This is a genomic window from Thermoanaerobacterium sp. PSU-2, from assembly GCF_002102475.1.
Classification (GTDB): Bacteria; Bacillota; Thermoanaerobacteria; order Thermoanaerobacterales; family Thermoanaerobacteraceae; genus Thermoanaerobacterium.
The window spans coordinates 35,399-57,210 of record NZ_MSQD01000012.1; the positions used below are offsets into that span (position 1 = coordinate 35,399).

At 35.9% G+C, this 21,812-nt stretch carries 23 protein-coding genes; 8 read left to right on the top strand and 15 right to left on the bottom strand.

Features of this window, described 5'->3' with window-relative positions; translation table 11 throughout:
- Positions 1 to 49 precede the first annotated feature (49 nt).
- The 12 genes from BVF91_RS09860 to rpmH form a co-directional block, all read right to left on the bottom strand.
- On the bottom strand, positions 50 to 889 hold the full coding sequence (locus tag BVF91_RS09860) for a ParB/RepB/Spo0J family partition protein (protein ID WP_085113239.1): 840 nt from the start codon (positions 887 to 889) through the stop codon (positions 50 to 52).
- The gene (locus tag BVF91_RS09865; RefSeq protein ID WP_085113240.1) at positions 882 to 1,661 is read right to left on the bottom strand and encodes a ParA family protein; all 780 of its coding nucleotides are present in this window, start codon (positions 1,659 to 1,661) and stop codon (positions 882 to 884) included. Before BVF91_RS09865 ends, BVF91_RS09860 begins: the two co-directional genes overlap by 8 nt.
- Before the next feature lie 88 nt (positions 1,662 to 1,749).
- On the bottom strand, positions 1,750 to 2,553 hold the full coding sequence (gene noc / locus BVF91_RS09870) for a nucleoid occlusion protein (RefSeq protein ID WP_085113241.1): 804 nt from the start codon (positions 2,551 to 2,553) through the stop codon (positions 1,750 to 1,752).
- A gap of 107 nt (positions 2,554 to 2,660) precedes the next feature.
- Complete coding sequence (locus BVF91_RS09875) at positions 2,661 to 3,107, bottom strand: NUDIX domain-containing protein (protein ID WP_085113242.1); 447 nt, start codon at positions 3,105 to 3,107, stop codon at positions 2,661 to 2,663.
- A gap of 17 nt (positions 3,108 to 3,124) precedes the next feature.
- Positions 3,125 to 3,847: a 16S rRNA (guanine(527)-N(7))-methyltransferase RsmG gene (gene rsmG, locus BVF91_RS09880; protein WP_085113243.1), complete on the bottom strand. Its 723-nt coding sequence runs from the start codon at positions 3,845 to 3,847 to the stop codon at positions 3,125 to 3,127.
- 5 nt (positions 3,848 to 3,852) lie between these two features.
- Positions 3,853 to 5,724 (bottom strand): tRNA uridine-5-carboxymethylaminomethyl(34) synthesis enzyme MnmG, encoded by a 1,872-nt coding sequence (gene mnmG, locus BVF91_RS09885; RefSeq protein WP_085113244.1) that lies wholly within the window; start codon positions 5,722 to 5,724, stop codon positions 3,853 to 3,855.
- 8 nt (positions 5,725 to 5,732) lie between these two features.
- Complete coding sequence (gene mnmE / locus BVF91_RS09890) at positions 5,733 to 7,109, bottom strand: tRNA uridine-5-carboxymethylaminomethyl(34) synthesis GTPase MnmE (RefSeq protein ID WP_085113245.1); 1,377 nt, start codon at positions 7,107 to 7,109, stop codon at positions 5,733 to 5,735.
- A 96-nt stretch (positions 7,110 to 7,205) separates the two neighbouring features.
- The gene (jag, locus tag BVF91_RS09895; protein ID WP_085113246.1) at positions 7,206 to 7,826 is read right to left on the bottom strand and encodes an RNA-binding cell elongation regulator Jag/EloR; all 621 of its coding nucleotides are present in this window, start codon (positions 7,824 to 7,826) and stop codon (positions 7,206 to 7,208) included.
- Entirely contained in the window at positions 7,792 to 8,448 is a 657-nt protein-coding gene (locus BVF91_RS09900; protein ID WP_085113247.1) for a YidC/Oxa1 family membrane protein insertase, read from the bottom strand. The genes jag and BVF91_RS09900 overlap by 35 nt, the downstream gene beginning before the upstream one ends.
- Positions 8,449 to 8,462: 14 nt before the next feature.
- Complete coding sequence (gene yidD / locus BVF91_RS09905; protein WP_045411109.1) at positions 8,463 to 8,672, bottom strand: membrane protein insertion efficiency factor YidD; 210 nt, start codon at positions 8,670 to 8,672, stop codon at positions 8,463 to 8,465.
- Positions 8,669 to 9,007, bottom strand: a complete 339-nt coding sequence (rnpA, locus tag BVF91_RS09910; RefSeq protein ID WP_085113248.1) for a ribonuclease P protein component — start codon at positions 9,005 to 9,007, stop codon at positions 8,669 to 8,671. Before rnpA ends, yidD begins: the two co-directional genes overlap by 4 nt.
- A gap of 51 nt (positions 9,008 to 9,058) precedes the next feature.
- On the bottom strand, positions 9,059 to 9,193 hold the full coding sequence (gene rpmH, locus BVF91_RS09915; RefSeq protein ID WP_013789130.1) for a 50S ribosomal protein L34: 135 nt from the start codon (positions 9,191 to 9,193) through the stop codon (positions 9,059 to 9,061).
- Positions 9,194 to 9,683: 490 nt separating this feature from the next.
- On the opposite strand from rpmH, the gene dnaA reads away from it, so the two are divergent.
- From dnaA to remB, 5 genes are all read left to right on the top strand, one after another.
- Positions 9,684 to 11,015: a chromosomal replication initiator protein DnaA gene (dnaA, locus tag BVF91_RS09920; RefSeq protein WP_085113249.1), complete on the top strand. Its 1,332-nt coding sequence runs from the start codon at positions 9,684 to 9,686 to the stop codon at positions 11,013 to 11,015.
- A 222-nt stretch (positions 11,016 to 11,237) separates the two neighbouring features.
- Entirely contained in the window at positions 11,238 to 12,350 is a 1,113-nt protein-coding gene (gene dnaN / locus BVF91_RS09925; RefSeq protein ID WP_085113250.1) for a DNA polymerase III subunit beta, read from the top strand.
- 18 nt (positions 12,351 to 12,368) lie between these two features.
- Entirely contained in the window at positions 12,369 to 12,575 is a 207-nt protein-coding gene (locus BVF91_RS09930) for an RNA-binding S4 domain-containing protein (RefSeq protein WP_085113251.1), read from the top strand.
- Positions 12,576 to 12,610: 35 nt separating this feature from the next.
- Positions 12,611 to 13,699 carry a DNA replication/repair protein RecF gene (gene recF / locus BVF91_RS09935; RefSeq protein WP_085113252.1) on the top strand — a complete coding sequence of 363 codons (1,089 nt, stop codon included), beginning with the start codon at positions 12,611 to 12,613 and terminating at the stop codon, positions 13,697 to 13,699.
- A gap of 10 nt (positions 13,700 to 13,709) precedes the next feature.
- Complete coding sequence (remB, locus tag BVF91_RS09940; protein WP_085113253.1) at positions 13,710 to 13,964, top strand: extracellular matrix regulator RemB; 255 nt, start codon at positions 13,710 to 13,712, stop codon at positions 13,962 to 13,964.
- Positions 13,965 to 13,982: 18 nt separating this feature from the next.
- On the opposite strand, the gene BVF91_RS09945 is transcribed toward remB, so the two are convergent.
- Positions 13,983 to 14,717 carry a type 1 glutamine amidotransferase gene (locus tag BVF91_RS09945; protein ID WP_085113254.1) on the bottom strand — a complete coding sequence of 245 codons (735 nt, stop codon included), beginning with the start codon at positions 14,715 to 14,717 and terminating at the stop codon, positions 13,983 to 13,985.
- Positions 14,714 to 16,075: a Mur ligase family protein gene (locus BVF91_RS09950; protein ID WP_085113255.1), complete on the bottom strand. Its 1,362-nt coding sequence runs from the start codon at positions 16,073 to 16,075 to the stop codon at positions 14,714 to 14,716. Before BVF91_RS09950 ends, BVF91_RS09945 begins: the two co-directional genes overlap by 4 nt.
- Positions 16,076 to 16,265: 190 nt before the next feature.
- On the opposite strand from BVF91_RS09950, the gene gyrB reads away from it, so the two are divergent.
- The 3 genes from gyrB to BVF91_RS09965 all read left to right on the top strand — a co-directional run bounded on the left by gyrB (position 16,266) and on the right by BVF91_RS09965 (position 21,159).
- Positions 16,266 to 18,167, top strand: a complete 1,902-nt coding sequence (gene gyrB, locus BVF91_RS09955; protein WP_085113256.1) for a DNA topoisomerase (ATP-hydrolyzing) subunit B — start codon at positions 16,266 to 16,268, stop codon at positions 18,165 to 18,167.
- Positions 18,168 to 18,180: 13 nt separating this feature from the next.
- Entirely contained in the window at positions 18,181 to 20,619 is a 2,439-nt protein-coding gene (gene gyrA, locus BVF91_RS09960; protein ID WP_085113257.1) for a DNA gyrase subunit A, read from the top strand.
- A 102-nt stretch (positions 20,620 to 20,721) separates the two neighbouring features.
- Positions 20,722 to 21,159: an FMN-binding protein gene (locus tag BVF91_RS09965; RefSeq protein WP_085113258.1), complete on the top strand. Its 438-nt coding sequence runs from the start codon at positions 20,722 to 20,724 to the stop codon at positions 21,157 to 21,159.
- Between the two features lie 29 nt (positions 21,160 to 21,188).
- Here the strand turns inward: BVF91_RS09965 and BVF91_RS09970 are convergent, their stop codons facing one another.
- The gene (locus BVF91_RS09970) at positions 21,189 to 21,623 is read right to left on the bottom strand and encodes a ferritin-like domain-containing protein (RefSeq protein WP_013786839.1); all 435 of its coding nucleotides are present in this window, start codon (positions 21,621 to 21,623) and stop codon (positions 21,189 to 21,191) included.
- Between the last annotated feature and the right edge of the window lie 189 nt (positions 21,624 to 21,812).

Below are 21,812 nucleotides of genomic sequence, written 5' to 3' on the forward strand. Positions count from 1 at the left end.
GCCTTTGTTACAATAGAAAAATGCATTTGTTTTTACAAATGCATTGAGATTACCTATCTATTATGAGTTCAGCAAGTCTCGACAGATCTTCATCTCCATAGTATTCTATCAATATTTTTCCCCTGTTTTTTCCATGGATAATTTTAACCTTTGTGCCAAAGAATCTGCAGAAATTATCCTCTATCTCTTTTATGTATGCGTCGCTTTCTTTTCGTTTTTTCTTCTTAGACGATGTGACTTCTTTTATGAGGTTTTCAGTATCTCTCACATTTAGGTTCTTGTCCACTATTTTCTTAGCTATCATGTTTTGCTTCTCAGCGTCCTGCAAGGCCAATATAACTTTTGCATGTCCCGTCGTTATTTTGCCTTCCATCAACATATTTTGAACTTCTTCATCCAAGTTTAGGAGCCTTATGCTATTAGCGATGGATGACCTGCTTTTCCCCACCCTTTTCGATATTTCTTCCTGTGTCAGGTTGAATTGCTCCATTAGAGATTTATACGCCTTTGCTTCATCAATTGGATTTAAGTCTTCTCTCTGAAGGTTCTCTATAAGGGCTATTTCCATCACTTTTTGATCATCAAAATCTTTCACTATAGCAGGTACTTCTTTAAGCCCCGCTAACTTTGCCGCCCTCCACCTTCTCTCACCAGCCACAATCTGATACCCAAAATCGTTCTTTCTGACTATTATAGGTTGTATAATACCGTGTTCTTTTATGGAATCGGATAATTCTTTTAAAGACTCGTCATCAAAATGTTTCCTTGGCTGAAATTGATTTGGCTCAATATCCGAAATCTTAATGCTTTCAACGCCTTTCGCGCTTTCTTCATCTATCTCTGGTATAAGAGCTTGTAAACCTCTACCAAGCCCTCTTTTGTTATTCACCTGCCTCACCGTTCCTTTCAATTAATTCCTTGGCCAACTCCTCATAAGCTTCAGCACCTTTTGAATGTGGATCGTAAAGAGAAATAGGCTTTCCAAAACTTGGCGCCTCACCTAACCTTATGTTCCTCGGTATTATGGTCCCGTACACTTTCCCTTTAAAATACTTTTTCACCTCGTCAACAACCTGTATCGATAGGTTTGTCCGAGCATTAAACATAGTCAAAACAACACCTTCGATTTCTAAACTGTGGTTTATGTTTTTCTTTATCAGATTTATAGTGTTCATTAATTGTGTTAATCCTTCCAGCGCATAGTATTCACATTGTATAGGAACTAAAATAGAATCCGCCGCCGTCAATGCATTTATTGTCAAGAGTCCCAAAGATGGAGGACAATCAATTAAAATATAGTCAAAATCCTCTTTTATTTCATTTATGGAATTTTTAAGCCTAAATTCTCTGGATAGCATCGGCACCAGCTCTATCTCTGCACCTGCCAATTGTATGCTGGAAGGTACAATGGTAATTCCGCTCATATCTTCTAACTTTATGTACGCTTCTCTTATGTCTTTTCCTTCAATTAAAATATTATACGTAGTGCAGTTAATAGATGAACTATCTATTCCAAATCCGCTGGTCATATTGCTTTGTGGGTCCATATCAACGCACAGCACCTTCTTGCCAGCAGCAGATAAAGAATAGCCAAGATTTATAGTTGTCGTAGTCTTGCCAACGCCGCCTTTTTGATTTGCCACAGCTATTACTTTGCCCAATTTATCACCCCGCAATTTTATCATATTTTTATTATAGCATTGTTCCATGTGGAACAAAAGTTAAATTATGATACGGGGTGATTAAAAATTACTTTTTAGGAATCCTTATCTTAAATTCTATGTAGTCATCTTCATTAAGCTCAGTGTATTCAGCATCGACACCTGAATTTTTCATTATTGTAATAGCTTGCTTTATTGTATTTACAAAGATTCTTATGTCTTTATAAAACCTCATCATCTTCTTTTTTTCTTGCTTTTTATCTTCTTCCATCGTTATCTTGTTTATCATGTCTTGTACAATTTTCTCTGTTTCTTTAACATTGCACTTTTTCTTTATGATTATGTCGATGGCTTTATTCTGCATCTCCTCATCTGGAAGCCTTAAAAGAGCTCTTGCATGCCGTTCAGTCAAATTGTGCTCTATCAATTTAGCCTTTATATCATCGCTAAGCTTTAGAAGTCGCAACTTGTTGGCAATGGTAGACTGGCTTTTCCCCAGCATAATAGCCAATTTTTCCTGAGTTAGATTGTGGTCATTTATTAGATTGTAATATCCTTCAGCTTCTTCTAAAAAATTCAGGTCTTTTCTTTGCAAGTTTTCTATTAAAGCGATTACTGCAGAATCCTCATCATATGCTTCAAACACTATAGCGGGAATCGTCGTAAGACCCGCCAGCTTTGATGCTCTTAGCCGTCTTTCCCCAGATATAAGCTCATACGAATTGCCATTTACGACTCTCACGCTTATTGGCTGTATCACACCATAAGCTTTTATAGAATCGCAAAGCTCTTGCAGATTAGCAGTGTCAAAGATTTTGCGAGGCTGATATGGATTTGGTCTAATAAGATCTATCGGCAAGTACTTTATTTCCTGCTGTTTTATCGACACCATAAAAAACACCTCTTCGTAAAACAATAGATTATATTATATATATTCTACAATAATATCAAAATTCCTCCTATAATTCCATTATTATCCTTAATATTTTTATCGATTTTTTATCTGTATATTTCAGGCAATCTTATGTTTTGATCCTTAATGCTTCCGTCCATAATCATCTTCTTAAGCCCTTCTGGATATATGTCTAAACTATCAAATTGTGATACGTCAATCCATTTTACGTCTTTAATCACCTGGTGCTCTCTAGGCATATCAGGATCAGAACCTAACTTCAAATCACCACCTACAATTCTGCACTTAAAGTATGTAGCGTAGTAAATAAGGTATTCTTCAAGATAACAGACACTATCAGCCACCACATCGTATCCTGTCTCTTCCTTGCATTCCCTCACCAACGCTTCTACAAGGGACTCATTTTCCTCAACACGTCCTCCTGGAAAGACCCATCCTACCTCATTTTCCGTCTGATGTTTCACGAGAAGAACTTTGCCGTCTTTAATGATAACGCCTCTTGAAACTAACAGACAAACCCTAAAATCACTCATAAATCATTACCCTTTCTTTAAAGTGGTGACTTTTCAATCGATTTTGGCTTTCTCGGGTATTTACTATCAGTAGCATCCAACTTCTTTATTAAGACAAGTTTATGGTGAATGTCGGTGTAAGGCAATGTGACATCAAGGACATTTTCCACCTTACACCTTAAAACATTTAAGGCATTTTGCGATGCAGCTATTTCCTCATCTGCATTAGACCCTTTATATGCTATCAAATATCCATCAACCTTCGTAAAAGGTATGCAATACTCTATTAGCACATTTAGTTGTGCAACAGCCCTCGATAATGATATGTCGTATTTCTCGCGAAAATCCCTATCTTTGCCTAAGTCTTCCGCTCTTCCATGTATGATTTCTACGTCTTTTAAATTAAGATAGCTTGCCAATTCATTTAGAAATACTGTCCTCTTCTTTAAAGAATCGACTATAGTAAGCTTTAAAGACGGATAAAGAATTTTAATAGGAACTGATGGAAAACCAGCACCTGCGCCTACATCGATTATTCTTTCATCGCCCTTTATTATTTTACACTTTGATGCGGTTAAGCTGTCTAAAAAGTGCTTAATGATGATTTCCTTTTTTTCTGTAATAGCCGTTAAATTCATTTTCTCATTCCACTCTAAAAGAAGATCAGTGTACTTTAAGAATTGTTCCACATGGAACATATTAAGTTCTACTCCTAAATCATCAGCACCTTTTATAAGCATATCAATGTATTCTCTGTTCATATACCTTATCTCCTTGACTGCAAATAAACTAAGATGACAGAAATATCTGCTGGTGAAACGCCGGAAATCCTGGATGCTTGACCGACAGATGTAGGCATGATGCTTTTTAATTTTTGTCTTGCTTCAATGCTTATTCCTTTTATGTCGTCATAATTTATCCAAGGCGGGATCTTTTTATTTTCCAATGCCTTAAACTTCTCTACTTGCTCCATTTGCTTCTTTATATAACCTTCATACTTTATGTTTATATCGATCTGAAAAGCCACATCGTCTCTAATATTATCCGGCCTACCAATATCAATCGCTTTCGACGAAACATAATCTATCTCAGGCCTCTTTAGTAAATCGTACATGGTTATCCCTGTGACGATAGGTGAACTTCCTTTTGACTTTAAATACTCATTTACATCATGGCTTGGAGTTATCATGGTGCTTTTCAATCTTTCCATCTCTTTTTCGTACTGCGCTTTTTTGCTTAAAAACCTATTGTATCTTTCATCATCGACTAATCCTATCTGCCTTCCCTTCTCAGTTAAGCGAAAGTCGGCATTGTCCTGCCGTAAAATAAGCCTGTATTCCGCCCTTGACGTCAACATTCTGTACGGCTCATTTGTTCCTTTAGTTACAAGATCATCGATCAATACGCCTATATACGCTTCAGATCTATCCAATATAAATGGTTCTCTATTGTAGTGCTTCATAGCGGCATTTATGCCTGCCATAAGTCCTTGTGCAGCAGCTTCCTCATATCCTGACGTACCGTTTACTTGTCCTGCAAAAAATAACCCTGAAATAGTCTTTAACTCCAAAGATTGCTTTAACTGAGTGGGATCTATGCAGTCATATTCGATGGCATATCCCGGCCTCATCACCTTAACATTTTCCAATCCCTTAATCGTCCTTAAAAATTCTATCTGGACATCTTCAGGCATGCTTGATGACATGCCTTGAACATACATTTCATTTGTATCTCTTCCTTCTGGCTCAATAAAAAGCTGATGCCTCAACTTATCGGGAAACTTGACCACCTTATCCTCAATAGATGGGCAATACCTCGGTCCAACGCCTTTAATTTCACCACTGTAAAGAGGAGATCTGTCTATGTTTTTCATTATCACTTCATGCGTCTTTGTGTTTGTGTATGTAAGCCAGCATGGAATTTGCTCAACATTTATCTCATCGTGCATGTATGAAAAAGGCGTTATCTTATCGTCACCAGGCTGAATCTCCATCGCATCAAAATTTATAGATTTTTTGTCAACTCTTGCCGGCGTACCTGTCTTAAACCTCATCAATCTTATGTTAAGCCTTTCAAAGCACTTAGAAAGCTCATTAGCTGGAAACAATCCATTAGGCCCACCGCTGTAGCTTACATCACCGATGATTATCCTACCTCTTAAGTATGTGCCAGTCGTAACAATACAAGACTTACAAAGATACCTTGCGCCTGTCTTTGTAATAACGCTTTTAACTTGTCCATCCTCCACTTCTATATCTACAACTTCTGCCTGTTTTATGTCTAAATTCTCCTGCTTCTCCAGCGTATACTTCATATTAAATTGATACCTTTTTTTATCAGATTGTGCCCTTAAAGCCCTTACAGCAGGACCTTTGCTGGTATTTAATGTCCTCTCCTGTATCAATGTCAAATCGGTATTTATGGCCATCTGACCACCAAGCGCATCAATCTCCCTCACAAGGTTAGTCTTAGCCGGCCCACCTATAGCAGGATTACACGGCATCAAAGCAATAGAATCTAAATTTATAGCAAAAGCGACTGTCTTTAGGCCAAGTCTTGCGGTAGCTAAAGCTGCTTCACATCCAGCATGGCCTAAACCTATTACAGCTACATCATATGAACCTGCATCGTATACCATCCTTACACCTACTTTCCAACACAAAATCTCTCAAATATTTCATTTATCAAATCCTCATTTGCAGTTTCACCAGTTATCAAACCTAAATGATCTATTGCAGCATTTAAGTCAATCGATACAAAATCTTCCGTCAGACCACTTTCTATCGTCTTAAGGCACGACACCAAATTTTCTTTCGCTTTAATTAAGGCCTCTTTGTGTCTCATGTTTGTCAACAAAAACTCGTCGTGGGATAAACCATCAACCATAACCATATTGTATACAGTATTTTCTAATGTTTCTAACCCCTCTTTTGTGACAGATGACAGTTTCACATATCTTCCACCTGATAACTTATCAACTTCATGTATGTCAATTGCAGAAGGCAAATCGATCTTATTTAAGATATATAAGATCTTCTTATTCTCTATTAGCTTAAGTATCTCATAGTCATCTTTCTCCAAAGGCCGTGAACCATCAAAAACGAACATTATCAAATCAGCCTTATCTATAGCTTCTCTGCTTCTTTCGACACCGATTCTCTCCACGATCTCATCAGTCTGCCTTATGCCTGCTGTATCTATGAGGTTTATAGGTATGCCTTTTATGCTTAAATGTTCTTCGATGATGTCTCGTGTTGTGCCTGGTATATCTGTCACAATTGCTCTGTTTTCATTTAACAATGCGTTTAGAAGCGATGATTTGCCTACATTAGGTTTCCCAATTATTGCTGTGTTAAGCCCTTCCCTTATGATTCTGCCTTTTTCAGATGTTTTAAGTATCTCATCAATTTCTCTGATTGATTTGTTAATGCCATCTATAAGTTCACCATCATTAAATAACTCCACGTCTTCTTCAGGAAAATCCATGAGTGCAAATATATGTGCAATAAGCGCCACAAGATCATTTTTTATCTTTGTGATCTTTTCTTTGACGCTTCCATTAAGCTGCATCAAAGCGTATTTATTAGATAGATCTGTCTTAGATCTAATTATGTCTATGACGGCTTCCGCCTGTGATATATCCAATCTTCCATTCAAAAAAGCCCTCTTTGTAAATTCACCAGGTTCAGCAAGCCTTGCGCCATTTCTGAGTACAAGCTCTAAAATTCTTTTAGCGGGAATATAACCTCCATGACAATTTATCTCTACCACATCTTCTTTAGTATAAGTATGAGGACTTCTCATGACATTTACCAAAACTTCATCGTATATCTCGTCATTTTCCATATCGCAAATAAAACCGTAATGAACCGTATGACTCTTAACATTTTTCAAATCCACGTTTCGCTTTGACTTAAAAATACCGGAAACTATTTTTATTGCATTACTGCCACTTATCCTTATGATGGAAATACCACCTTCACCTATCGGAGTCGAAATTGCAGCAATTGTATCATCTATCACATTAACCACCAAACTTTCAAATCTTCAGTATGATAATATAACACCAAATATTATTTTACAATAAGATAAAAGAAAAAATACCCTTTTGGGTATCCGCTACTTTAAAGATATCGTCACTCTCCTATTTGGTTCATCGCCTTCGCTAAATGTCTCTATATCAGGATCATCTTGCAAAGCCAAATGAATTATTCTCCTCTCGTTGGCATTCATAGGCTCTAATGTGATGCTTCTATGTTCCTGCTTTACCTTCCTGGCAATTTTATTTGCCAAATTTATGAGTACCTTCTCTCTTTTTTCGCGATAATTTTCCGCATCCAATAGAACTCTCTTGTGCACGCCTTCTATATTATTTTTATTGGCCACTAAAGATACAAGGTACTGCAGTGAATCTAATGTCTCTCCTCTGTACCCTATCAGCAGACCAACGCCTTTTCCCTTTAAATTTACCAATATCGTATTATCTTTTTCGCCAATGTCGTAAGCGACATCTATGCCCATAAAACTTATCAATCCGTCTAAAAACCTTTTAATGTTTTCCTTGAAGACATCTTTGACTATTATCTTCACTATTGCCTGTTTGCCCAATAAACCCAGAAATCCTTTACTGCCTTCGTCTATTACTTCTACGTCCACCAAATCCCTCGTTATACCTAACTCTGAAAGTCCAGCATTTAAAGCTTCATCAACCGTCTTTCCTGTTTTTATTATTTCCCTCATTTGAAGACTCTCCCTTCATTGGTTCGGTAGGTCTTAAAAAGATGTACTGCTGCACAATCTGAAAGATATTGCTGGTAACCCAGTATATTCCTACACCAGCAGGCAGTGAAACAGTTATCCATATCATAAAAGCAGACATTATAAGATTCATCGACTTCTGATTGTTGTCTGTCTGTATCATCGCAGAGGAAATATAAGTAGTAACACCCGACAATATTGGCAATATAAAATAAGGATCTCTTGCTGCTAAACTTTTAAGCCATAAAAATGAAGCCGTGCTAAACGCAGGATAGCTTCTAAGCATAGCAAAAAGCGGCCAAAGTATTATAAGAGGAAGAAGCATCGGCAGACAACCGCTCATAGGATTTACATTCTTTTCTTTATATAACTTCATCATCTCTTCATTCATCTTTTGGGGATCTTTAGCGTACTTTTTCTTGAGTTCTTCAACTAAAGGGCTAACTTCTTTCATCTTTCTCATTGTCCCCATCTGCTGGACATAAAAAGGCAAAAGGACAACCCTTATGAGAATCGTAAATATGATTATGGCTACACCATAATTTCCAACAAAATCGTATATAAATTTCAATAACTGGCCAAGGTACATACCAATTGATGCCATTTTAAACCTCCTAGCTATTTTACAGGATCGTATCCACCTGGATTAAAGGGATTACACCTTAATATCCTCCACAAAGCCATAATTCCACCTTTCAAAATGCCATACTTCATGATGGCATCGATAGCGTATTGAGAACAAGTCGGATAAAACCTACAGGATTTTGGCTTCATTGGAGATATGAATTTTTGGTAAAACTTTATTAAATATATGAAAATGTATTTCATTTATCATTCACCATATAAAGAGAAGATTTCTTAAGAAGCCTTCTCATAGCATTTCCTAACGTATAAAAATCTGACTCTACAATTTTATTTCTGGCAATAAAAATAATGTCGTATCCTTTTTTTAAATCACCATCTAACAACCTGAAATTTTCATATAATAACCTCTTATAGCGATTTCTAACTACACTTTTACCTATTTTTTTACTGATAGAAAATCCGACTCTATTGGCATCCAAACCATTCTCTAAAAAATACATGACAATGTATTGATTAGAAACAGATTTCCCATGACTATAAACATTCTTAAAGTCTCTACTGCGTTTTATCTTCATCATATCATAAATTTATAAACCTCCGATTGCAAAAAAGGCCCATTAAGGCCTTCCTTATGCTGTCAACCTATGTCTACCTTTTCTCCTTCTTCTTCTTAAAACATCACGACCATCTTTCGTAGACATCCTTTTTCTAAATCCATGTTCCTTTTTTCTGTGCCTTACTTTTGGCTGATGTGTACGTAACACTACTACACCTCCTAAAACCATAAAAATGCTAATAAGATTATATCGTTTATTTATTTGCATGTCAATAAATTAATCCACTAATGTTATTAACATATTAAAAAGTTTTATTCAGCGACTGTTAATAATTTTTATTTTTTTATTGATAATGTGTTAATATTTTGGTATTATATAATCGAAGTTGTTAATAAGTTTTAAAATTTATCAATACGCACGTTTAGTTATTCACAGGTTGTGCATAAATCTGTGAATAACTTGTTATTATTTTAGTTTATTTTTTATACATTGATTTTATAATTAGGTTTTTTAGCCTTTTTTAATATATTTTTATCAAGTAAAAATTTATCAACAACATTTTTATATCTTTTAAAACAATGTTACATTGTTGATATTTTTTTGCCTTTTTAACAAAATTTATTAACAACTTGCCGATATAAACACATGGAAATTATTTTTTATTAACAGCTTGTTTATATTTGTAGGAGGTCACAAAATGTATGACGATTGTTACTCACTCTGGGATGCAATATTTGAAAAATTAAAAAGCGAATTAACATCCACCAGCTATACCACATGGCTTGTCCATTTAAAGCCTGTAGCACTATTAGATGACATACTTGTGCTATCAGCAGTAAATGTATTTACAAAAAATATCATAAATGGAAGGTATTTAAATGTAATCTACGATGCAGCAAAATCGATAACAAACAAAAACATAGAAATAAAAATAGTATCAGAAGACGAAGAAGAATACAAAAAAATAAAAGAAACCGTTCAATTTAAAAGTGAAAAAGACAAATCTGTTTCTAACATGTTAAATCCAAAGTACACATTCGATACATTCGTTGTAGGAAACAGCAATAAATTGGCACACGCTGCATGTTTGGCCGTAGCACAATCACCCGCAAGGGCGTACAATCCTCTTTTTATATATGGCGGTGTTGGCCTTGGCAAAACCCATTTAATGCACGCTATAGGTCATTTTGTGCTGGAACACAACAGCAATACAAAGATAATGTACGTTACATCAGAGACATTTACAAACGAGCTGGTTAACTCTATAAAAGACGACAAAAACGAAGAATTCAGAAATAAATACAGAAGCATAGACATCCTTTTAATAGACGACATACAATTTATAGCAAAAAAAGAAAGGACACAGGAAGAATTTTTCCATACATTCAACACACTGTACGAAGCAAATAAGCAGATAATAGTTTCCAGCGATAGACCTCCTAAAGAGATACCAACGCTGGAAGACAGGCTTAGATCACGGTTTGAATGGGGCCTTATAGCAGACATACAGCCACCAGATTTCGAGACCAGGATAGCAATCTTAAAGAAAAAAGCGCAAAACGAAAACTTAAATATACCTGACGATGTGCTTATATACATTGCAGAAAAAATACCTTCAAATATAAGAGAATTAGAAGGCGCTTTAATAAGAATCGTGGCTTTTTCTTCTCTTACAAAGGCAAACATAGACCTTGATCTCGCAAAAGATGCCTTAAAGGACATAATATCCAACAAAGTCAGAAAAGTAACAGTTAAGCTTATACAAGAAGAGGTATGCAAATACTACAACATAAAATACGAAGATTTTATATCAAAAAAGAGGACTAAGACGATAGCTTTTCCAAGACAAATTGCCATGTACTTAGCCCGGGAAATGACAGACTTGTCATTGCCTAAAATAGGCGAAGAATTTGGAAAAGATCACACTACAGTTATACATGCCTACGACAAAATCTCAAACGACATAAAAGAAGACGAATCTTTAAATAAACAAATTGAGGAACTTAAAAAGCGAATAAAAGGTTTTTAACATATACACATTGATAAACTGTTGATAACATCGATTTTTTAGAGCTTGTTGATATTGTAGATATCTTTTTAAAAATTTTAATAAGTTATCAACAACATAAAAACAAGGTTTTATGCTGATTAAAAAAGTTTTTAACATATTAACAAGCTCTATTATTACTACTACTATTATTTAATTATATTCTTATTTTTTTTAAATATACCTAAAAGGAGAGAAATTTCTATGAAATTTTCTTGCGATAAAATTTCATTATCAAATGCAGTGAACAAGGTTATAAAAGGGGTAACCCCCCGTACCACCCTCCCTATACTGCAAGGCATACTTTTAAAATCAGAAGGCGATAAGATATTAATGTACACAACTGATATGGAAATTGGAATTCAATGCAGTGTTGATGCATTTATCATTGAAAAGGGAAGTATAGTCGTATCATCTAAGGTTTTCTCAGACCTTGTAAGGAAGCTTCCAGATGATACAGTTTTTTTTGAGTCTGACGAAAACAACACAGTAAATATAAGGTGTGGTTTATCTGAATTTTCTATATCAGGAAATTCATCAGAAGAATTCCCTGATATACCAGATGTGATAAAAGATGTAACTTTCACTTTAAAACAGAAAGTCTTAAAAGAAATGATAAAGATGACTTCATTTAGCGTCGCTCAAGATATGACGAGGCCTATTCTGACAGGTATACTTATGGAGGTAAGCAGAAATGCGATAAATATGGTAGCACTTGATGGATACCGTATGGCTATAAAAAAACACGTTTCAGAAGATCCTCTATCAAATAATATGGATGATTTCAGCGTTGTCATACCAGGTACTACGGCTAACGAGCTTTTAAGGATTATGGAAGACAATGATGATGACGTATCAATATCTTTTACAGGTAATCAAATTTTGTTGGAATTTGACGGTACAAAAGTTATATCAAAACTTTTAGATGGGAATTATATGAATTATAAGGCAGTAATACCTAAGGATTTTAAGTCTGTAGTTATCATAGATAAAGATGATTTGGTAGATGCTATAGACAGGGCGTCATTGCTGGCTTCAAACAAAAGCAATCTAATTAAATTTACTTTTAATGAAAGAGAACTTGTGATATCATCAAATTCTGAAAAAGGAAAGATGTCGGAAAGACTTAATATAGAGATTGAAGGCAATCTTATTGAGATAGCTTTTAACTCCAGGTACCTTTTGGAGGCACTTAGAGTCATCGATTCTGAAAAAATAAAGATGAGCATGATAAACAGCATAAATCCTATGATAATAACGCCGATAGAAGATGATGATTACTTGTACATGGTATTGCCTGTAAAATTAAATGATTAGTCGAAAGGGTTTGGTATGATGGAAGAAGTAAAGATAAGCACTGAATACATTACGCTTGATCAATTTTTAAAGTACGTAGGCATAGCAGAAACTGGCGGTAAAGGTAAACAGATGATATTGGATGGCCTTGTAAGAGTAAATGGAAATATTGAGCTTAAAAGAGGGAAAAAATTGCGCAAAGGTGATACAGTGGTTGTAAATGAGAAACAGTTTGTAATTAAATAAAGTACAGTTTTGCTGTACGAAAGGAAAAGGAATGAATGTATCTAAAAGAGCTTATTGTTGACAATTTTAAGAATTTAAAGCATCAAAAGGTTACATTTTCTGCTGGTATAAATGTAATATACGGTTCAAATGCACAAGGAAAAAGCAATCTTTTAGAGTGCATAAGGTTGTTAAGCATCGGAAAATCCTTTAGAAATAGCAAAAATAGGGATATGGTGTGTTTTGATGGGGATTATTATTATATAAAAGGTGTTTTCGACGTAGATGGTGAAGAAGTGACAGTTGAGACAGGGTATAAGTTAAATCAAAACAGATTTTTTAAGGTAAATAACAATAAGATAAAGAATATTTCGGAGTTAATCGGCATTATACTTACTACGATTTTTTCTCCAGATGACCTAAATATTGTAAAAGGCAGCCCTTCATCAAGAAGGCGATACATCGATGCATCTATTTCAATGATGAAGAGAAACTACCTTTACGACATAATACAATACAACAAGGTTTTAGCAAACAGAAACAAGATTTTAAAGGATGTAAAATTTAAAAGAGAAAGTGCAAGGCTTTTGGACATTATGGATGAGCAGCTTTCATTTTTTGGTTCAAAGATTATCATGTACAGAAGGCAGTACATCAATAATCTTGATTTAATAGTAAAAAAGATTGTTCAAGATATTTCATGTGAAAAAGTTGATCTGATATATTGGAATAATGTTACAGACAAAATTGATGATATTAAGTCTACTAAGGATTTATTTTTAAATAAGTTGATTTCAAACAGGGATGTGGATATAAGGTATGGTGATACGAAGTACGGGCCTCACAGAGATGATGTGAAAATATCGATAAATGGCCATGATTCAAGAATTTTTGCTTCACAAGGTCAGCAGCGGACGATTGTACTGTGTCTTAAATTGGCAGAATACGAAGTAATAAGATCAGAAAATGGTGAAAGTCCTATACTTTTGCTGGATGATGTCATGTCAGAGTTAGACGAAAATAGGAGAAAATATATCTTAAATAAAGTTGAAGGGTGTCAGACTTTTATAACACATACAGAAAAAAAAGATGTAAAAGGCGATAAATACTTTTTGATTTCAAATGGAGTAATAATACCTGATTAAGGAGGAAAATATGTACGTTCATTTAGGTGGGAATGTAGTGGTGCCAGACGATGAAATAATTGCAGTTTTTAATATAGATGTTAAATCGTCAAAAGATACCAGCGAATTTTTAAGGGTTGCTGAAGAAGAAGGATTCATCGTAAAAATATCAGATGACAATATAAAGTCTTTTGTAATAACAGAGAGAAACAAAAAAAGCATAATTTACATATCTCCCATATCGTCCTACACCATCATTAAAAGAGCTTTAAAATACAGCGAATAAAAAATAGAGGTAAAACCTCTATTTTTTTACAAATCTATTTATTATGGCATCTTGTGTTAGATGTTCAAATGAGTCATCTAAAGGCGTTAGATTGCAATTGCCGTATTTTCTTTCCAGAGCTTTTTTTATCAGCATGTCTGTAAACTCTGGATTTTTAGGCAGCACTGGGCCGTGAAGGTATGTTCCAAATGTGTTTTTGTATATTGCGCCTTCCATGCCGTCTTCGCCGTTATTGCCATTTCCATATATGACCTTTCCTAAAGGCTTAACGTTATTTTGCAAAAATGTCTTTCCGGAGTGATTTTCAAATCCTACCATCTTAAATGTCTTGCCATCGATAGATGATTCTATTATTATGTTGTCAATCATCCTTTTATTTCCTGCTACCGTGTATATTTCAAGTGCACCTATGCCAGGCAATTTGTTTCCGTCTGAAGATAAGTAGTACATGCCAAGCAGTTGGTATCCGCCACATATGCTGAGAAGCGTCAATCCATCTTCAATGGCAGACTTTAAATTTTTTGCTCTCTTTAATGTCAGATCATCGCTGACGATTTTCTGCTCCCTGTCAGAGCCACCACCTAAGAACAGTATGTCGATGTCTTTGAAATTTGTATTTGTGTCTACTGTTATGGCCTTTATTTCGGCTTCAATTCCTCTCCACTCACATCTTCTTTTCAGTGTTATTATGTTTCCTCTATCACCGTAAAGATTCAGTAGCTCTGGATACATATGGCCTATTACGAGTTTCATTGTTTTACACCTCTTGATTTTAAGTAATTATTTACTTCGTGCAATGACGTGTAGTTAGGAAGGACAGCTATCAATTCTTCATCTGTTATGGTTGGAATGTAGTCCAGTGCTTCATCTATTGGTTTTATGATTTTTATCTTCTTTTGATCTATTCCGGCGTATTTAAGCCTTAATGCCATATCTTCTGCTCTTAACCCTGATGTCACAACATGGTTTATTTTTGTATGTGATACAAAATTTTCGATGTCTACATCCCAAAGCCAAGATACATCTCTGCCGTCAGCGTAATTGTCGTTTATGGCAACTAATAAGTTTAAAGGTTTGTTGATTTCTCTTAACATGTTTAAAGTGCTGTCAAAGCCTATGGGATTTTTAATGAGGTTTACTATGGTTTTTTTGCCCTTTAAATAAGTCTTTTGAAGTCTACCTGCAATAGGCGTGTAGTTGTTAAGCCCCGCTTGTATATCTGAAAATGAAATTCCTAAAAGTACATTTGCTGCTACAGATGCCATGACGTTATAAACATTGTATGCACCTGTAAGATGGCTTTTTACGTTTATTAACTTGTCTTTATATTTTAATTTGAATGATATGCCATCTTCTGTAAGTTTTATGTCAAGTGCGCCGAAATCCAATTTTGGCCGTGATTTTCCGCATTTAGGGCAGTAATAGTCGCCAAGCTGACCGTAAAAAACATCCCTGTAGACGTATTTTCCACCGCAAACCGGACAGTATTTCTGTTCAAATGCTGGTGATAGGCTGTAGCCGTAATTTAACTTGTCTAAGATGCCGTAGTAAAAGACATTTAGATTGAGGTCATCGCCTAAAGAAGCTGTAAAAGGTTCGTCTGCATTTAAAAGAAGCATTGAATCTTTAGGAAGTTTACTTAAAGATTCTTTGACTTTTTTGATTGTCGTGTCTAACTCGCCGTATCTGTCAAGCTGATCTCTAAAAAAATTCGTCACAACGACTACCTTTGGATTGATGTCATTTAAGACAAGAGGCATATTCGCTTCGTCGACTTCAAAAACGCCAGTATCGCAACTTATATTGCCAAAAATGTCGCTGTTTTTTATAAGCACAGTGGCAATTCCACTTAACATGTTTGCTCCTTCTCTATTATGAACTACTTTCTTGCCAGACGACTTTAAAATCTCTGCTATAAGTCCCGATGTAGTAGTCTTTCCATTTGTTCCTGTCACAACTATCTTTTCATTTTTTACGTCTTTTACGATGTTCTTTATGATATCAGCATCTACCTTTAAAGCTAATTTTCCTGGCAATGATGTACCATTTTTTCCAGTTAATTTACAACCAACTATTACAAATTTTCCTACTAAAATACCGAGAAGATCCAATATAACACCACCTTGAAAATGAACATCATATCTATATATTTAAGTATATTATAAAATAGTCTTTTTATAAAATAAAAAATTTCCTTTTAGAAGTGAAAATGCGAAAAAATCTGCTTAAATTCGCTTCCTTGTATAAAAAACAAAAAAATGATACAATAAAACTATTGGAATTTAGTACGGAGGTATGTATATGGCAAATGATGAAACATATGGTGCAAGTCAAATTCAAATATTAGAGGGTCTTGAGGCTGTAAGGAAGCGTCCTGGCATGTACATAGGTAGTACCAGCAGCAGGGGACTTCACCATCTTGTATATGAGATAGTAGACAATAGCATTGATGAAGCATTGGCAGGGTACTGCAAAAATATAGATGTCATTATTCACAAAGATAATTCTGTATCTGTAATAGATGATGGTAGGGGAATACCGACAGACATACATCCACAAACAGGCAAATCGGGTGTTGAAGTTGCGCTGACTGTGTTACATGCAGGCGGTAAGTTTAACAATGACGTGTACAAAGTTTCTGGTGGTCTTCATGGTGTAGGACTGTCAGTAGTAAATGCTTTGTCAAAAAAGCTTGAAGTTATCGTCAAGCAAAATGGAAAAGTGTATCAGCAGAAATATGAAAGAGGGGTTCCAAAGACAGATCTTACAGTAATCGGTGAGACAGATGAAACCGGTACGACAATAACATTTTCTCCAGACGGGGAAATATTTGAGACATTGGAATACGATTATGACGTGCTTTCACAAAGACTGAGGGAATTGTCGTTTTTGAATAAAGGCGTAAAAATAAGGCTTGTTGATGAGAGAGATGGAAAAGAAGATGTTTTTCACTATGAAGGCGGCATAGTTGAGTTTGTAAAGTATCTAAACAGAAACAAAGAAGTGTTGCACCCAGAGCCGATTTACATGGAAAGCAAAAGCGATACGTACGAAGTGGAAGTTGCGATGCAGTACAATGACAGCTATACGGAAAACATATTTAGCTTTGCAAACAATATCGATACAAGAGAAGGCGGCACTCATTTAATAGGCTTTAAGGCAGCATTGACGAAAGTCATCAATGACTACGCAAGAAAGTTTAACATCATAAAAGAAAATGACAAGAACTTGCAAGGGGAAGATGTAAGGGAAGGGCTTACGGCGATTATAAGCGTTAAACTCATGAATCCGCAGTTTGAGGGACAGACGAAGACGAAATTAGGCAATTCTGAGATGCGCTCAATAGTCGATTCTGTCGTGACTGAAAAGTTGACGGCTTTCATGGAGGAAAATCCTTCGCTTTCAAAAGTCATTCTTGAAAAGGCTACATCCGCTGCAAGAGCAAGGGAAGCAGCCAGAAAAGCCAGAGAGCTTACAAGAAGGAAGTCGGCGCTGGAATCTACTTCGCTTCCCGGTAAATTAGCAGATTGTTCAGAAAAGGATGCATCAAAGTGTGAGCTTTACCTTGTTGAGGGTGATTCTGCAGGCGGTTCTGCAAAAATGGGAAGAGACAGCAAGTATCAAGCCATACTTCCCCTTAGAGGTAAGATTTTGAATGTAGAAAAGGCAAGGCTTGATAGAATTTTATCAAGCGATGAGATAAAGGCTATGATAACAGCGTTAGGCACTGGAATAGGAAGCGATTTTGATATCTCAAAGCTTAGATACCATAAAGTCGTCATAATGACAGATGCCGATGTTGATGGAAGCCACATAAGGACATTGCTTCTTACATTTTTCTACAGGTTTATGAGGCCGTTGATAGAAAATGGAAATATATATATTGCACAGCCACCACTTTACAAGATAGAGAAAAACAAAAAGGTGTACTACGCCTATTCCGATAAAGAGCTTGACAATATTTTAAAAGAGATCGGAAGAGAAAATTACAATGTGCAGAGGTACAAAGGTTTAGGAGAAATGGATGCGGAGCAGCTTTGGGATACTACGATGGACCCTGAGAAAAGGACTATGCTGAAAGTAAGCCTTGATGATGCTATTGCAGCCGATGAAATATTTACGATTTTGATGGGGGACAAAGTAGAGCCAAGGCGTGAATTTATAGAAAAATATGCTAAAACCGTTAGAAATCTTGATATATAGGCAGGTGATTTAAGTGAGTGATAACACAAATAATGAAGAATTGAGAGTAATACCAGTAGATGTAGAAGATGAGATGAAAAAATCTTTTATAGATTACGCCATGAGCGTCATTGTAAGCAGGGCTTTGCCTGACGTGAGAGATGGATTAAAGCCTGTTCACAGGAGAATTCTCTATGCAATGAATGGCCTTGGTCTTACGCCTGACAAGCCTTACAAGAAAAGCGTAACTGTCGTAGGTGAAGTATTAGGGAAATACCATCCACACGGCGATGTGGCAGTTTACGACGCTATGGTTAGGATGGCGCAGGATTTTTCCATGAGAGAGACATTGGTTGACGGCCATGGTAATTTTGGAAGCATCGACGGTGATCCGGCTGCTGCCATGAGGTACACAGAAGCAAGGTTATCAAAGATAGCTTTGGAAATGCTTACTGACATAAATAAAGAGACTGTAGACTTTGTGCCAAACTTCGATGAAAACTACAAAGAACCTGTAGTTCTTCCATCAAGGTTTCCAAACTTATTGGTAAATGGATCACAAGGAATAGCCGTTGGAATGGCTACTAATATTCCTCCTCACAATTTAGGCGAAGTGATAGACGGCATAATTGCGTATATAGATAATCCGTATATTGCTACAGATGAGCTTATGAGGTATATAAAGGGCCCTGACTTTCCTACGGGTGGTCTTATAGTTGGAAAAGATGGCATCAGAGAAACGTACGAGACAGGCAGAGGGAAGATAATAGTAAGGGCAAAGGCAGAGATAGAGGAGCACAATGGCAGGAATCGCATAGTCGTCACAGAATTGCCTTATATGGTCATAAAATCAAAGTTGGTTGAAAAGATAGCGGAGCTTGTAAGGGACAAGCATATAGAAGGCATCTCTGATTTAAGAGATGAATCGGATAGAAACGGCATGAGAATCGTCATAGAATTAAAGAGAGATGTAAACCCAAAGGTCGTCTTGAACAAATTGTACATGCATACACAGATGCAGCAGACGTTCGGAGCTATCATGTTGGCCCTTGTGGATGGAGCTCCAAAGATACTTTCGTTAAATCAGATTATTGAAAAGTACGTGGATCACCAGGTGGATGTTATTACCAGAAGAACGAAGTTTGACCTTCAAAAGGCCGAAGAAAGGGCACACATTTTAGAAGGCTTGAAGATTGCCCTTGACCATATTGATGAAGTCATAAATGTGATACGAAGCTCAAAAACAGAGCCTATAGCGAAGAATAATTTGATGGATAAGTTTGGGCTTAGCGATAGGCAAGCACAGGCTATCGTTGATATGAGGCTAGGACGCCTTACAGGATTAGAAAGACAGAAGATAGAAGATGAATTAAACGATCTTTACAAAAAAATAAAAGAGCTAAAAAGCATACTGTCAGATGAAAAAAAGGTGCTGGACATAATAAAGAAAGAGCTTAAAGACGTAAAAGATAAATATTCATCAGATAGAAAGACGCAAATTGTTGCGAAAGAAGACGAAGTCGACATTGAAGATTTAGTTCAACTGGAAGACGCTGTTGTAACCATGACGCACTTTGGCTACATAAAGAGGATGCCTCTTGATGCGTATAAATCACAGAAGCGTGGTGGAAAGGGTATTTCCGGCATATCTACAAGAGAAGATGATTTTGTAGAAAATGTATTTACAACTACGACACATGATAGGCTTTTGTTTTTTACAAACAAAGGCAAGGTGTACAGCTTAAGGACGATAGACATACCTGAATCAGGAAGGCAAGCCAAAGGGACAGCTATAATAAACCTCATTCAGATAGATCAAGATGAAAAAGTAAATGCTGTGATACCAATAAAAAAATCCCATAATGCTAAATACGTCGTTATGTGCACTAAAAATGGCATAATCAAAAAGACTGAGATCGAAGATTTTCCGAAGATAAAGAAAAGCGGCAATACAGCCATAAAGCTTGACGATGGAGATGAGCTTATAAATGTCATGCTTACAGATGGCAACAGGGAAATAATCATAGGTACAGCAAACGGCTTCTGCATAAGGTTCCATGAGGACAATCTAAGGCCAATGGGTAGACAGGCAAGAGGTGTAATAGCAGTTACACTAAGAGATGATGATTACGTCGTTGAAATGGATTTGGTTGATAAAGATAGAGATATATTAGTTGTTACAGAAAATGGATACGGAAAGAGAAGCGATGCAGATGAATACAGATTGCAGACAAGGGCAGGAAAAGGAATAATAGCTGCAAAAATAACGAAAAAAACTGGAAAATTGGTTTCTGTAATGTCTGTAAGTGAAAAAGACGAGATCATGATAATATCAGCTAATGGTATCCTTATAAGGACTAAAGTGGCTGATATATCAAAGATGCACAGAGATACTACAGGTGTGACGCTGATGAAGCTTGATGAAGGGGATAGAGTTGTTTCGACTGCAAGGATTGCAAATGATGAGGAATAAATTGTTAAAATTTATTTTAACAAAAGAAGGATTTTTAAGATAGATGTCGAATATATATTAAGAGGCGAATTGTTAAAAATTTTTCTAAAAGGAGAGGTTACCATGAAAAAATCATTAGCTATTGGGCTTACGACGGCATTTATTGCAGTAAGCTTGGTTGGTTGTGGTTCAAATAACTCCAATACGTCTTCAAACACATCTGGTGCGTACAAGGATGGGACTTACAAGGCAGAGCAAGCATCATTCGATGCACACGGATACAAAGGACAGATTGAAATCACCGTAAAAGACGGCAAGATTTCAAGCGTTGTGTACAATGAAGTAGACAAAAACGGCAAGTTCAAAAGAGACGATGCTGACTATGCATCAAAGATGAAAGCTAAAAACAACATAACGCCAAAAGAAGTAGATGAAAAACTTCAGCAAGAATTGGTAGATAGTCAAGATACGTCAAAAGTTGATACTGTGGCAGGTGCTACAGAGTCGTCAAAGACGTTTGTAGAGTTGGCAAATCAAGCATTGAAAGATGCTAAGAAATAAAAAAACCCCTCCATTTTGGAGGGTTTTTTTCATGGATCTATTTTTAGTATACCTAATGCTTTTTCCAGATCTATTATGTGATTTTCTTCTTCTAAAGCTATATTTCTAAGCTTTTGTCCTACATCGAAAAGCCCTAAATTTTCTGCTTGAGCTATTCTCTGATTGTACCCATTCAGTGCGTCGTACTCGTAGTTTAAATCTTGATAAAGCATTTCTCTATTGTCAAGAGAAGTTTGCCTTGGGTAAACTTCCACTGTGGGGATACCACCAAGGTATTGTATAATGTCTGTCAATATTACCGCATGATCGTGTTCATCTTTTGCGTGTTCTAATATCTTGTCGATGACTTCTACGTATTCCGCTCCGTGCAGCATGCTGGAGTGCTGGATGTACTGTACCATTGCTGCGTATTCCTTGGTTAAGTCAGTATTCAAGTTTGATATAAGCTCTTTTTTGCTTACCATTAAAATTCACCTCTTTAAAAATATATGTTGATTCATACTATGATGATACTGATAAAAAAAGTATTTTTTTGCTTAAAAAATTAAAATTTTTTAATAAATGTAAACGATGATTTATTTAGAATTTACAAAAAATTAAGTTGACTTATTTTCAATATGCTGATAGAATAACTATTAATTTCACCTTAAGAT